Source organism: Clostridium felsineum DSM 794 (genome assembly GCF_002006355.2).
In the GTDB taxonomy this organism is placed as follows: Bacteria; Bacillota; Clostridia; order Clostridiales; family Clostridiaceae; genus Clostridium_S; species Clostridium_S felsineum.
In genome coordinates this window covers 4,461,048-4,474,470 of the sequence record NZ_CP096980.1, presented here as the reverse complement: position 1 = coordinate 4,474,470, position 13,423 = coordinate 4,461,048, and the positions used below count along the sequence as shown (strand labels likewise).

The following is a 13,423-nucleotide window of genomic DNA, read 5'->3' as shown; positions in this document are numbered from 1 at the left end:
AATACTAGACATTCTTATAAATAAGGTATATAATAATCATACTAAACAAATACGAAAACTAAATAAATTGTTTCTTATCAAGAGTGACGGAGGGATAGGCCCTATGAAGTCCGGCAACATCCATGTATTTGGAAATGTGCTAATTCCTACAGGTTTATCCTGAGAGATGAGAATGTTTTTAAAACTGCTTCTTATTTTTTATGGATAAGGAGCAGTTTTATTTTTTATAAAATGGGAGGAAAAAAATTATGGAAGATATAGAGTGTACAAAATTTGAAACAAAAGCTGTTCACGGTAGAAGTGGTTTTGAGATTAGAACTGGGTCTATAAGTTATCCAATATACCAAAGCTCAACCTTTAGACATGAGGGCTTAAATAAAAGCACAGGATATGACTACTCAAGAACAGCAAATCCAACTAGAGATGAAGTTGAAAAAACTGTTGCAGACCTTGAAAACGGAAAAGCGTGTCTTGCATATTCTTCTGGAATGGCTGCAATATCAGGTATACTCACTATATTTGCAAGTGGAGATCACATAATTGTATCAGATGATTTGTACGGTGGAACCTATAGAATATTTGAAGAAATTTATAAAAATTATGGTATTGAAGTCACATATACAGATACAACGAATATTTCAAACATAGAAAAAGAAATAAAAAACAACACAAAAGCTATATATTTAGAAACGCCAACAAATCCACTTATGAAAATTACGGATATTAAAGAGGTTAGCAAACTTTCTAAAAAACACAATGCACTACTAATAGTAGACAATACATTTATGACACCATACTATCAAAAACCTCTTAACTTAGGAGCAGACATAGTTATTCATAGTGGAACTAAATATCTTTGTGGACATAATGATGCCCTAGCTGGTTTTGTTATTTTAAATGATGAGAAGTTAACTGAAAAATTGAGGTTTATACAAAATTCCATTGGAGCAGTGCTAGCACCCTTTGACAGTTGGCTAATTTTAAGAGGAATAAAAACTCTTCATATAAGACTTGATAGGCAGCAGGAAAACGCCATCAAAATAGCAGATTTTTTAAAAAAGCAGGAAAAGGTGATCAAGGTTTTGTATCCAGGTCTAGAAGAGCATGAAGGTCATGACATTTTAAAAAATGAAGCATCTGGTTTTGGAGGTATGATCTCATTTTATGTAGACAGTAAGGAAACTGTAGAAAAAATTCTTGAAAGAGTAAAAGTCATAATATTTGCTGAAAGCCTTGGAGGGGTAGAGAGTTTAATAACCTATCCATACACACAAACCCATGCAGATATACCAGACGATATAAGACAGCGCTTAGGAGTAACAGATAAACTTTTAAGACTTTCAGTAGGAATTGAAAACGCACAGGATTTAATAAAAGATTTGAAAAGAGCTATCGGCACAAAATAAGGGGGAAATTTAAATGAAATTCGGAACTAAACTTATACACAGTGGATTTGAAGGAGATAAAAGAACAGGAGCAATCACAACACCTATATATCAAACCTCTACCTTTCACCAAGAAAACATAGATGGAAATATAGTTTATGACTATTCAAGATCAGGAAATCCAACACGTGAAGCATTGGAAAAAACTATAGCACTATTAGAAGGTGGCTATAAAGGCTTTGCATTTTCATCAGGTATGGCTGCAATATCTTCTGTATTAAGCATTTTTTCAGCTCATGACCACATAATTGTACCTAAGGATGTTTATGGAGGAACATATAGAATAACAACAGAATTTTTTTCGAAATTTGAAGTAGAATGTGAATTCGTTGATACAACCAACATAGAAGAAGTAAGATACTCAATAAAAGACAACACAAAAGCTATTTATATAGAAACACCGTCTAACCCATTAATGAAGGTAACTGACATAAGAGAAATCGTAAAGCTTGCTAAAGAATTTAACCTTTTAGTAATTGCAGACAACACCTTTATGTCCCCATATCTTCAGCGACCACTAGAGCTTGGAGTAGACATAGTAGTTCACAGCGCTACAAAGTTTTTAAATGGACACAGTGATATAATAGCAGGATTAGTTGTTGCAAAAACAAAAGAACTAGCAGATAAAATATATTTCGTTCAAAATGCATTTGGAGCAGTACTAAGCCCACAGGACTCCTGGCTATTATTAAGAGGAATAAAGACCCTAAAGATTAGACTTAACTATCAGCAAAATAACGCCACAGAACTAGCAAAATGGCTATTACTAAACAAATTTGTAGATAGAGTGTATTATCCAGGAATGCCAAGTCATATAGGAAGAGAAATACACTTTTCACAAGCCTCAGGCGCAGGAGCTGTACTATCTTTTGAAGCCAGCAGCACCGAAAAGGCTAAAAGCTTCATGAAAAAAATAAAATGTGCTGCAGTTGGAGTAAGCCTTGGCGGTGTAGAAACAATAATCTCATATCCAGCCAAAATGTCCCACGCAGAAATTCCACACAATGAAAGAATTAAGCTTGGAATAGGAGATAACCTAATAAGAGTCTCCGTAGGACTTGAAGATTTAGAGGATTTAATTGAAAATTTTAAGATAGCATTGGAATAATAAATAAGAAATATATTAAAAGTACCCATATTTTTAAAAGATATGGGTATTTTTATATACAAAATGACAAAAAATAAATAATAAAAATGTTAACGGCAGTATATACATAAAATTCATTTAATTACAAGTAAGGAGTTTATAATGAAATATTTTGAACTAATAGTAACAGTAATGCTGAAAAAAGATATATTTTATGCAGACAGTGGGTATATTATTGGTAGAAATATAGATAAGTCTATGATTTTAGATGAAGAATTAAAGGAAATACATCCTAAAAACCAGTTTAAAAATTATGTCTTTGACAATTTATATCCTCTGGAAAAAGACAAAGTTTACAAAAAAGGTAGGCTGTATGTTTTCAGAATAAGAGGCATTGAACAAGGGCTTATGCAAAAGCTGCAAAACTGCATGATTAATCTAATAAATTATGACTTTGAAGTTATATCAATTTCCTTTAATGAAGTTCAAATGAAAAAAATAAAGGAACTATATACTATTAATCCTGTAATAATCACAGTAAATGATGAACCTTGGCTTCAAAGTGACAAGCTGAATATATTTATGACTAGGATAGAGGCAAACCTAGAAAAGAAATACAAAAATCTTTTTAACGATGATATAGATTTAAGCGGAACATTTATAGAAAAGATTCAATTTAAAAATAGATTCCCTATGTACTTCAATTACAAAGGTGGAATAAAACTCTTAGGAAATAAAGTGTCATTAGAAATTGAAGACAATGAAAATGCTCAAAAAGCTGCATTTGTAGCAATGGCAGTTGGATTAGGAGAGAAAAATTCAGTTGTAGGTGCTGGCTTTTGTAGAGGGAGATAAAAAGGAGAAATAATAATGCAAAATACTTTAAGATTTGAAATAGTTTCAGTTTCAGGAATGAATAAGGAATATGAAAATAATAATCAGCAAGATTTTATGTTTGATTTTATAAGCGAACTATGGCAGGACATTGCAAAAAAAGAATTTGATCACACAGGAATATATGTATCTGCCGTAATTATGAAGAGCAAAGCCGTGTACAGCGAAGAAAAAGGTTGCCCAAAAGGTGGAGAAAACACATTTGTAATAACAGGAGCAGCTAATAAGGAAGTTGTAATTGATATTGATGAATGGAAGGCCATGGTGATAAGATTAGCTCAAAAGTTAAAAGAAGAACTAAAACAATCTGTAGTGATATGTGAATTTTTAGATGCAGAAATGCATTATCTTTAATAGTTGGTATATGGAAAGTAATCATACACGGGGTTTGGGCGGAGCCCATTATCCTTCTATAACTCAGAAAAATCATTTTCTCAAGAAATAATATAAAGTAGGAAAAAGGCAAAATCTAATACACGGGGTTTGGGCGGAGCCCATTATCCTTCTATAACTCAGAAAAATCATTTTCTCAAGAAATAATATAAAGTAGGAAAAAGGCAAAATCTAATACACGGGGTTTGGGCGGAGCCCATTATCCTTCTATAACTCAGAAAAATCACTTTCTCAAAAAATAATATAAAGTAGGAAAAATGCAAAATCTCATACACGGGGTTTGGGGGGAGCCCATTAGAATCATGAACTGAAAGAAATTACTAATCCTAAATAATCAATCTCTAAAAGGTAAAAAATCAGCAAATAGCAAAATAAAAAGCAATATCAGAGGTTTTAAAGAACTCACCATAACATAAACCAAAACAATTAATCCTTTTATGTATTAATTTCACCAATAAATTCTTATCCCATAAAAAACATCATACTAATATAATTCCTCTTGAACCACATAGAAATCTAATGTTAAAAATACTAATATATTATTAAAAATATAGGTTTTGTTAATGAAGTGATAAAAGATAATAATGGCATAATATACATAAAGTTAATTTAGTTTCAAACGAGAAGAATAATATGAAATATTTTGAATTAATATAAACAGTTATTGAAAGTTAAGTTTTTAATACTCTTATTCTATTGATAAATACAAGCTATATAAAAATAAATTAAACGAAGATTATTAAAAAGCTGCAATTTATAGCAATAGCAGTTGAAATTAGTGGAAATAATTCTTTTGTGTGTGTAGTTTTTTTAGTGAGAGATAATGGGGGAATAATAATGGAAAATACTTTGAGATTTGAGATGGTTACAGGAATAAATAAAGGATATTTTAACAATAATCAGCAGGATTTTATGTTTGATTTTATAAGTGAATTATGGCAGGATATTGCCAAAAGAGAATTCAAGTTTAGTGGAATATATGTATCAGCGGTAATTAAGAAAAGCAAAACTGTTTACAATGAAGAATTAGGATGCCCAAAAGGTGGAGAGTATACATTTGTAATAACAGGAGTGGCTAATAGCGAGTTTATTAATGATATTATTGAATGGAAAAATGCTGTAATTAGAATAGCGAAAACATTAAAAAAAGAATTAAAACAATCAACATTATCATGTGAATTTTTGAATACAGAATTGTATTATTTTAATTAGATAAAACTAACCAATAATAAATTTAATGAAAAAAGAGAAGGAATTTATAAAAAATTTGATTTTTAAGCAATAAATCAAATAAAACACAGAAAGTTGCTTATAAAAAGTAGAACCTTAGAATAGTATAAACTTTATTCTAGGGTTCTACTTTTTATAGGTGATTTTTTATTAAAGATCACCACGTAATAAGTTCCAAGTAGCTGGTCCAACAATACCATCTACACTTAAACCATATTGATAGTGATAGTAATTTTGGAAGTACACAACTGCATTATAGGTACTTTGTCCAAATATTCCATCAATACTACTTTGACCACCAGATAAAAAGCCACCATTGACTAAACATGCTTGAACATCTTTAACAGCATCTCCGGTATCACCTAATTTTATAAGTCCGCCTCCAGCTATTACTTGGTCTGCACGTGAATTATAATAAGTCTTATAGTTTCTTGAAGGGTTAGCAGATGATTGGGTAGTTATATTCTTGGTAGATTTATTTACCTGTATTTTAGTATTAGTAGCAGCAAAAGCAGTTGAAGAAAGTAAAACAGTAGACACAATTCCTAAAGATAAAGCTTTCATTTTTAAACTTTTCATTTTTAAATCCTCCTAAAATTTATTTTTGATACAAGTACGATATACAATTAAAAGGATTAAATGTAAAATGCTGTATTTAAGCATATTATATTGTAAAATATTACATATAGTGAGGAAATTAGAATAAGTGTAACATACTTAAATTACATTTACAGCTGTAAGTTTGAAAAACATTACTTACTGTATTATAATGAATAAAAAAGTATACTTAAAATTTATTATATATTTGATTTAAGTCTGGATAGTATTGTGTACTATACTTGAACTATCAACCAACAAAAAATTTCATTTTCCTTATTGCAATTGAGCTTTCTTAGTAGTATGATGTATTTAGGAAACCGGTTACTAAAGGATGGTGAAAAATGGATAACAAGAAGAAGGTAATAATAGACGACGTAGCTAAATTAGCAGGGGTTTCTAAGGCAACTATATCAAGATACCTAAATGGTAAGTTTGAATATATGTCAGAAAAAACTAAAGACAGAATAAAAGAAGCCATAAAAGAACTTAATTATAGACCTAATAATATAGCGAGAAGTCTAAAATCCAATAAAAGCAGGCTAATAGGTGTTGTAATAGCAGATCTTACAAATCCTTTTTCATCAATAATAATCAAAGGAATCGGAGACGAGTGCAAGGCTAGAGGCTACAACATGGTCATCGCAAATTCAGATAACGATGCAAAGGAAGAAGCGGAATATATAAAATCGCTTTTAGATCAAAGGGTTGAGGGCATTATAGTCAATAGTACAGGCCACAACGAGGAGCTTATAGTTAGCATGAAAGAAAGAGGAATACCAATTTCAATGCTAGATAGAACCTTTTGTGAAGACAAAATTGATTCTGTTAAAAGTAACAACTATGAAATCACAGTTGAAACTATAAATTATCTTATTGATGCAGGATTCAACAGCTTGTGCTTTTTTACGGAAAGACTTAACAATGTAAAACCTAGAATAGAGAGAGAAAGAGCTTTTCTTGATGTTTGCAGTAAAAGACTTAAAAAAGAAAATTACAATATCTCAGTTATAGATCATAATGAAGGCGGAAATATAGAAGTAAATATATACAAATTCTTAAACAATTATAGTGGTAAAAAAGCTATATTTGCGGTCAATGGTGTTGTACTCTTAAATACTTTAAGTGCAATTAATAAATTAAATATAAATGTTCCAAAGGACTTAGGAGTTTGCGGCTATGATAACTGGGGGTGGGCATCACTAATACCACCAGGCATCACAACAATATCACAACCATCCTATGAAATGGGATTTGAAGCAGCAAAAATATTAATAGATAGAATTGAAGAAAAATTACCAAAGGATGCAGTTAGTAGAGTGCTTAATTCAAAGCTTGAAATAAGAGGCTCAACAATACCATTAAATAATTAGGTAAGATTTATCTGTGGGAAAATTAACTTATTGTAATTTTCCTACAGTAAATATAAACATAAAAATGCACTTAAAGATAAAAAAAGCTAGTATTCAGGTTTTAGAAACCGGTTTACAAAGTTTCAAAGTAGCAAAATAAACTAAAGACAATCCAAAGGAAATAGACATAAGCCTTATGTGCATTAAAATATCATAAAGGCAGACAATAGTACTGAGCAAGTTAAATTTAAAAGTATTGAAGATGGTCTTGAATATCCCCATAAGATCCTTCGATTGTTACAAAAGTAAATTGTTTAAAATAAGATTTTAGGAGAATGATAAAATGAGTGAATTTATAACAATTGGAGAACCTTTGGCACTATTTGCAGCTGAAGGTGAAAGTGAAATAGATAAAGAAATAAGTGAGATTGACCGCTTTAAAAAATTCTTAGCAGGAGCTGAAGTTAATGTTTCAGTTGGTGTATCAAGATTAGGACATTCAGTTCAGTATATAACAAAGCTTGGAGAAGATCCATTTGGTGAATTTATAAATAGAAGACTTAATGAAGAAAATGTAGGTACAGATTATGTAACAACAACTAAAGAAAAATTTACTGGATTTCAATTAAAATCAAAGGTGAGTGAAGGAGATCCTAGTATATTTTATTTTAGAAAAAATTCTGCTGCTGCTAACTTTACAGTAGAGGATTTAAATAAAGTAAACTTAGATGGTGTTAAACACATTCATCTTACAGGAATTTTCCCAGGCTTATCAGAAAGCACAAAAGAAGCATCTTATAAATTACTGGAGCTTGCAAAGGAAAACAATATCACAACTACTTTTGATACTAATTTGAGACCACAAATTTGGAGCAGCAAGGAAGACATGATTAGTACAATAAATGATATAGCTTTCAAAAGTGATATTTTACTTCCAGGAATAAATGAAGGTTTAGTGCTTATGGGTAGTGATAATCCAGAAGAAATTGCAGATTTTTATCTTAGCAAGGGTGTGAAAATCGTAATCGTAAAACTTGGTTCCAAAGGTGCATATGTAAAAACAAAGGACGGAGAAGCTTATACAGTTGATGGCTTCAAGGTTGAACATGTGGTTGACACAGTCGGAGCAGGAGATGGATTTGCAGTTGGAGTTATAAGCGCAATTCTTGAAGGCTTAAGCATAAAAGATGCGGTTAGAAGGGGAAATGCGGTAGGTGCTTTAGCAGTAATGTCCGAGGGGGACAATGACGGCTATCCTACACACGAAGAGTTAGAAAAATTCCTCGAGAGGTGATTTAATTGAAAATACAGTTAGCTTTGGATAGGATGACTTTAAGTGAGGCTAAAAGTATTGTAGAAGAAGTACATGATTATATTGACATAATCGAGGTAGGGACATCACTTATAAAGGACTATGGAAAAAAATCTATACAATTTATAAGAAGTGAATTTAAAGATAAAGTGATATTAGCAGATATAAAAACCTGTGATGAAGGTGAATATGAATTTAAAGCCGCATATGAGGCAGGGGCAGATATTGCAACTGTTATGGGAAATTCCCCTATTGAAACAATAAAAATATGTTATGAGGTTTCAAAAAAGTATAAAAAACATATTATGATTGATTTGATGGAAACGGATGATTCTAAAATTGAGACAATAAAAACATATGAAGATGCTATTTTATTTGTTCATCTTCCTAAAGATAGTGAAAATAAAAGTTTAATAGACATGTTTCAAAGTAAAAAACAACTTTATAAGGATATAAATAGACTTGCTGTAGGTGGGGGCATTAATAAAAAGATTATTGCTGATATAGAGGTTATTAATCCTGAAATAGTTGTTGTGGGGTCATTGATAACAAAGTCAAAGAATGCAGCGTATACAGCTAAAAGAATTTGTGAAAAATTACAAAGTGGGAGATGATATCCATGAAGGTGCTTGATGATATATTAAAAGAGGTTCAACAGGTAATTAATAATGTGGATGAAAGCAAAATGGATGAAGTTGTGGAATTTATTACAAAGGACAAGAGATTTTTTGTATACGGACAAGGACGTTCTGGACTAATAGGAAAATGCTTTGCAATGAGGCTCATGCATATTGGATATACGGTTTATGTGGTGGGTGAAACTATAACTCCTTCGGTTCAAGCTGAGGATGTAGTGTTTTTAATATCAGGGTCTGGTGAAACTTCCATGGTTTTAAATTTACTACAAAAGTCTAAGGCAAAGGGAGCGCATATAATCGGAATAACAAGCAGAGAGGGTTCAACTCTTGCAAAGGATTCTTCTAAAAATATAATTGTGCCTGGAGCAGTAAAAAGTGATAAGGCACAAAATGTAAAGTCAATTCAACTTTTAAGCTCTTTATTTGATCAAAGTGTTCATATAGTTATGGATGCCCTATGTTTAAAATTGAGCTATAAGGATAAAATAGATAATGATATAGCTATAAAAAATCATAGTAATTTAGAGTAATACATTTCTTTTGCATGATTTTTTAACATAAAACACACACAAAGAGCCGCTGAATAGCATAAAAAATGCTGTTATAGCGGTTCTTTGTTTTTCTAAAAAGCCGTTGGTCAAAAAAACATTGTGCACATATGTGCAATGTATGAAATAATGTCGATTTTGTAATCCTATGATGTTATTATAATAATATAAGTTAAGGATTCAAAAGAAGAAATAAATTTACCTGATAAACAATTAAAGAAAGGATGAATTTAAAATGAGCAAAATTCAAGAAATAACAAGAGAATCATGGATACTAAACACATTTCCAGAATGGGGTACATGGTTAAATGAAGAAATAGAACAAGAAGAAGTAAAGCCTGAAACTTTTGCAATGTGGTGGCTAGGATGTACGGGTATTTGGGTAAAATCTGAGGGAAATGCAAATTTGTGCATTGATTTATGGGTTAACAGCGGAAAGAAGACAAAAGCTAATCCTTTAATGAAAAAACAGCATCAACATCAAAGAATGATTGGATGCGTTGCTATGCAGCCAAACTTAAGAAACTCAGTTTGCGTAATTGATCCTTTTAAAATAAAAGAAGTAGATGCTATTTTGGCAACTCATGATCATAGCGATCACATAGACCCAAATGTAGCTGCAGCGGTAATGCAGAATTGTTCATCTGATGTGAAATTTATCGGACCTAAGGCTTGTGTTGATCTTTGGATTAGCTGGGGAGTACCAGAGGAAAGATGCGTAGTAGTTAAACCAGGAGATGTAATAAAAGTAAAGGATACAGAAATTGTTGCTCTTGAATCTTTTGATAGAACGGAACTCGTTACTGCACCTAAAGGGGTTATATTAAAAGATAAAATGCCACAGGATATGGATAAATTAGCAGTTAATTATGTTATTAAAACTCCAGGCGGCAATATTTATCATAGTGGAGATTCACATTATTCAAACTACTTTGCGAAACATGGAAACGACTACAAAATAGATGTTGCTTTAGGATCTTTTGGAGAAAACCCTAGAGGAATGACAGATAAAATCACCTCCATTGATATATTAAGAATGGCAGAATGCTTGAATACAAAGGTTATAATACCCTTCCATCACGATATCTGGACTAATTTTATGGCAGATACTAATGAAATTTTAGTTTTATGGAATATGAGAAAAAATAGATTACAATATAAATTCAAACCATTTATTTGGGAAGTTGGAGGAAAATTTGTATACCCTCAAGATAAAGACAGAATGGAATATCATCACGATAGAGGTTTCCATGATGCATTTGAGATAGAACCAGATCTACCATTTAAATCATTGCTATAGGAGGCGTTTTAAATATGAAATTTGAAAAGAAATTCTTGACAAACTTAACTAGATGCTATGCTACAAGCAGTACTGTAGTGGATGGGAAACAAAAGATCCTTTTAGCAACGGAAGGAGAAGGTAGTTGTTTCGAATATTCGGAAGATTTAAAACAATCAACAGTTTGGGATGGACCAGGCGGAACTATGTCCATGATTCCTATACCAGGAAAAAACGGAGACTTTTTAGCGGTTCAAAACTTTTTTCCTACCTTTCAATCTGAAAATGCAACAATAGTATGGTCTAAACCTGAAAAGGATGGAAGTTGGACTACTAAAGCCTTATTTAAATTACCATATGTTCATAGATTTGATATTTTAACTGTAAATGGAGTTAATTATTTTTTAGGTGCTACCTTATGTACAACAAAAGAATTTAAAGAAGATTGGTCAAATCCAGGCAAAATTTATGTAGGAATATTGCCAGAGGATTTAACTCAGCCAATTGAATTAAAAGTAATAAAAGAAAATCTTACTAAAAATCATGGTTATTGTCGTGGTGTTTGGAAAAGTAAAAATGTTGGTTTTGTAACTTGTGAAGAAGGTGTTTTTGTTGTTACACCACCCGACAGCATAAATGGAGAATGGAGCATTGAAAAAATTATTGATAGACCAGTTAGTGATGTTGCATTAGTTGATATTGATAATGACGGTGTAGATGAAATTGTTACTATAGAACCTTTCCACGGTGGAGACTTTGTTATCAATAAAAAAATTGGCGATAAATATGAACAGGTTTATAAATATCCAAAGGAAATGGATTTTGGACACGTAGTATGGGGAGGAAAATTACGTGGAGTTCCTACCATTATTGGTGGATACAGAAGAGTTGCAAAAGAATTGTTCTATATACAATGTGAGAGCACAAATCCTTTGAAGTTCAAGACAGAGGTAATTGAAGCAGGAGTTGGACCAAGCAATGTGGCAGTATTAAATAAAAAGGATAGAGACATTATTATTTCTGCTAATAGAGAAATTGGAGAAGCGGCTCTTTATTTTGTTACAGATTAGAAAAAAATAGGGGATGAATTCATGGAAAAGTATGATTTAGGGCTCTATGAAAAAGCAATGCCAAAGGATCTAAGCTGGCGTGAAAAATTGATCTGTGCAAAAGAAGCAGGATATGATTTCGTTGAAATAAGCATAGATGAAACAGATGAAAAGCTTGCTAGACTTGACAGTTCAAAAGAAGAAAGAATTGAGATACTTAAAACAAGTTATGAAGTAGGGATTCCTATAAGTACCATGTGTTTAAGTGGACACCGAAAATATCCTTTGGGAAGCTTAGATGAAAATGTTAGAAATAGTGGCATGGAAATAATGAAAAAAGCAATAGATTTTGCTATGGATTTAGGAATAAGGATAATTCAACTTGCAGGATATGACGTATACTATGAAAATTCAACTGAGGAAACAAGAGAATTATTTAATAAAAACCTTATAAAGGCAGTGGAATATGCAGCGAAAAGAGGGATTATATTAGCGTTTGAAACAATGGAAACAGAGTTTATGAACACAGTAGGAAAAGCTATGAAATATGTAAAAAGCGTTGATTCTCCTTATTTAGGCGTATATCCGGATTCGGGAAATTTAACCAATGCAGCAATAGCATACAATAATAGTGTTTTGGAGGATATTAAAAGTGGTAAAGGACACATTGCTGCATTTCATTTAAAGGAAACTGTACCTGGAAAGTTTAGAGAAATTCCTTTTGGCACAGGTCATGTAGATTTTGAAAAAATTATAGAAACAGCATGGTCACTTGGAGTAAGAAAATACGTTGCAGAATTCTGGTACGTTGGCAGTGAAAATTGGAGAGAAGAAATAAAATTTGCTAATAGGTTTATGAGTGAAAAAATAAATAAAATAATAGAAGAAAGGGGAGACAGGAGTGCTTGAAAAATTAAAAGAAAAAGTTTTAAAAGCAAATCTTGAATTGCCAAAAAGAAACTTAGTAACTTATACGTGGGGAAACGTAAGTGAAATTGATAGAGAGTCTAAGCTCATTGTAATTAAACCAAGTGGTGTTGATTACGATGAAATGACAGCAGAAGATATGGTAGTAGTGGATTTACAAGGAAATGTAGTTGAGGGAAAATTAAGACCTTCTTCGGATACGCCAACACATATTGAATTATATAAAAAATACCCTGACATTGGGGGAATTGTGCACACCCATTCATCTTGGGCAACAAGCTGGGCACAATCAGGAAAATCAATACCAGTAATGGGAACTACTCATGCAGATTATTTTTATGGAGAAATTCCATGTACTAGAAAATTGTCAGAAGAAGAAATAATGGGTGAATACGAAAAACAAACAGGTTTGGTTATAATTGAGACTTTTAAGGATAGAAATCCAATGTACACTCCTGGAGTAATTGTAAATGATCATGGTCCTTTTAACTGGGGAAAAGATTCAAATGAAGCGGTTCATAATGCAGTAGTAATGGAAGAGGTTGTAAAGATGGCATTTAGGGCAAAGATGCTTTCTCCTAAAGATAATGGTGCAGATGAAGCGTTAGTCACAAAGCATTTTTTAAGAAAACATGGTGAAAATGCCTATTACGGACAAGGTTAGGAGGAAGT

The 13,423-nt window shown here is 31.8% G+C and carries 14 protein-coding genes and 1 riboswitch; of the genes, 13 read left to right on the top strand and 1 reads right to left on the bottom strand.

Annotation, left to right across the window (positions count from 1 at the left end):
- Positions 1–71 precede the first annotated feature (71 nt).
- Positions 72–173, top strand: a riboswitch (SAM riboswitch).
- 75 nt (positions 174–248) lie between these two features.
- The 5 genes from CLFE_RS20745 (at position 249) to CLFE_RS20725 (ending at position 5,031) form a co-directional block, all read left to right on the top strand.
- Complete coding sequence (locus CLFE_RS20745; protein ID WP_077893609.1) at positions 249–1,406, top strand: trans-sulfuration enzyme family protein; 1,158 nt, start codon at positions 249–251, stop codon at positions 1,404–1,406.
- 13 nt (positions 1,407–1,419) lie between these two features.
- The gene (locus tag CLFE_RS20740; protein ID WP_077893608.1) at positions 1,420–2,553 is read left to right on the top strand and encodes a trans-sulfuration enzyme family protein; all 1,134 of its coding nucleotides are present in this window, start codon (positions 1,420–1,422) and stop codon (positions 2,551–2,553) included.
- Positions 2,554–2,694: 141 nt separating this feature from the next.
- A complete protein-coding gene (cas6, locus tag CLFE_RS20735) occupies positions 2,695–3,387 on the top strand; it encodes a CRISPR-associated endoribonuclease Cas6 (RefSeq protein WP_077893607.1) in 693 nt (230 codons plus the stop codon).
- A gap of 15 nt (positions 3,388–3,402) precedes the next feature.
- A complete protein-coding gene (locus tag CLFE_RS20730) occupies positions 3,403–3,780 on the top strand; it encodes a hypothetical protein (RefSeq protein ID WP_077852605.1) in 378 nt (125 codons plus the stop codon).
- A gap of 876 nt (positions 3,781–4,656) precedes the next feature.
- Positions 4,657–5,031 carry a hypothetical protein gene (locus CLFE_RS20725; protein WP_077893606.1) on the top strand — a complete coding sequence of 125 codons (375 nt, stop codon included), beginning with the start codon at positions 4,657–4,659 and terminating at the stop codon, positions 5,029–5,031.
- A gap of 168 nt (positions 5,032–5,199) precedes the next feature.
- On the opposite strand, the gene CLFE_RS20720 is transcribed toward CLFE_RS20725, so the two are convergent.
- Positions 5,200–5,628: a peptidoglycan-binding domain-containing protein gene (locus CLFE_RS20720; protein WP_077893605.1), complete on the bottom strand. Its 429-nt coding sequence runs from the start codon at positions 5,626–5,628 to the stop codon at positions 5,200–5,202.
- A 362-nt stretch (positions 5,629–5,990) separates the two neighbouring features.
- Here CLFE_RS20720 and CLFE_RS20715 point away from each other — a divergent pair, with 362 nt between their 5' ends.
- The 8 genes from CLFE_RS20715 (at position 5,991) to araD (ending at position 13,415) form a co-directional block, all read left to right on the top strand.
- On the top strand, positions 5,991–7,019 hold the full coding sequence (locus CLFE_RS20715; protein WP_077833141.1) for a LacI family DNA-binding transcriptional regulator: 1,029 nt from the start codon (positions 5,991–5,993) through the stop codon (positions 7,017–7,019).
- 322 nt (positions 7,020–7,341) lie between these two features.
- On the top strand, positions 7,342–8,292 hold the full coding sequence (locus CLFE_RS20710; protein WP_077893604.1) for a sugar kinase: 951 nt from the start codon (positions 7,342–7,344) through the stop codon (positions 8,290–8,292).
- Positions 8,293–8,297: 5 nt separating this feature from the next.
- Positions 8,298–8,924, top strand: coding sequence for an orotidine 5'-phosphate decarboxylase / HUMPS family protein (locus tag CLFE_RS20705; protein WP_077893603.1), 627 nt, complete (start codon positions 8,298–8,300; stop codon positions 8,922–8,924).
- A 5-nt stretch (positions 8,925–8,929) separates the two neighbouring features.
- A complete protein-coding gene (gene hxlB / locus CLFE_RS20700) occupies positions 8,930–9,478 on the top strand; it encodes a 6-phospho-3-hexuloisomerase (RefSeq protein WP_077893602.1) in 549 nt (182 codons plus the stop codon).
- A gap of 253 nt (positions 9,479–9,731) precedes the next feature.
- Positions 9,732–10,796, top strand: coding sequence for an L-ascorbate 6-phosphate lactonase (gene ulaG, locus CLFE_RS20695; protein WP_077893601.1), 1,065 nt, complete (start codon positions 9,732–9,734; stop codon positions 10,794–10,796).
- 14 nt (positions 10,797–10,810) lie between these two features.
- Complete coding sequence (locus CLFE_RS20690) at positions 10,811–11,845, top strand: hypothetical protein (RefSeq protein WP_077893600.1); 1,035 nt, start codon at positions 10,811–10,813, stop codon at positions 11,843–11,845.
- Between the two features lie 21 nt (positions 11,846–11,866).
- On the top strand, positions 11,867–12,733 hold the full coding sequence (locus CLFE_RS20685; protein ID WP_077893599.1) for an L-ribulose-5-phosphate 3-epimerase: 867 nt from the start codon (positions 11,867–11,869) through the stop codon (positions 12,731–12,733).
- Positions 12,726–13,415 carry an L-ribulose-5-phosphate 4-epimerase gene (araD, locus tag CLFE_RS20680; protein WP_077893598.1) on the top strand — a complete coding sequence of 230 codons (690 nt, stop codon included), beginning with the start codon at positions 12,726–12,728 and terminating at the stop codon, positions 13,413–13,415. The genes CLFE_RS20685 and araD overlap by 8 nt, the downstream gene beginning before the upstream one ends.
- Positions 13,416–13,423 lie beyond the last annotated feature (8 nt).